Source organism: Arthrobacter sp. 10N43, from assembly GCF_056394525.1.
In genome coordinates this window covers 1-602 of the sequence record NZ_JBFTIA010000042.1, presented here as the reverse complement: position 1 = coordinate 602, position 602 = coordinate 1, and the positions used below count along the sequence as shown (strand labels likewise).

The following is a 602-nucleotide window of genomic DNA, read 5'->3' as shown; positions in this document are numbered from 1 at the left end:
CCGGGCCCGCGTTTGGCCGCGGGTTTTGGGGGTTTTGGGGTGGTGGTGGGGGTGTGTGGGGGTGGGTTTGCGGTGGGGGCGTGGTGGGTGTATTGTTTTCTAAGTCGCCGAGAGGGAGACCAGCGGAAATGCTGGGAACCGGAGGCGGCCAATCCCCTAAATTTCAAGACCGGATCTGGTCGGCGTTTCGTGCGCTCCGGGTTCTGGTGGGGGCGGGTCGGATGGTTTGTGGGTCGCGGAAACGCTGATTTGCAAAGTGKTYCGGACTCGGGTAASTTTGAAAAGTTGCTCCGGAGCGATCCGCGACTGAATGTTGGTTGTGGTGGTGCCGGGTGTGTCTGTTGTTTGAGAACTCAATAGTGTGCCAAGTTTGTTGATACCAATTTATTGTAAYGGATTGGTTGAATTGACCAGGTTRYGCCACCCCGTGGTGTGGTCTGGTTTTTACAGCTGGTTTCAAATTTTGTGCAGCGTGTTTCTTCCGTTTTCCCGGGGGTGCGTGCTGTGTCTGTTTTACTTCAACGGAGAGTTTGATCCTGGCTCAGGATGAACGCTGGCGGCGTGCTTAACACATGCAAGTCGAACGATGATCCGGTGCTTGC

Annotated in this window: 1 rRNA gene; it reads left to right on the top strand. The window is 55.4% G+C overall.

Annotation, left to right across the window (positions count from 1 at the left end):
• Positions 1–518: 518 nt before the first annotated feature.
• Positions 519–602 (top strand): 16S ribosomal RNA (locus AC1DDO_RS23030); the annotation flags it as partial.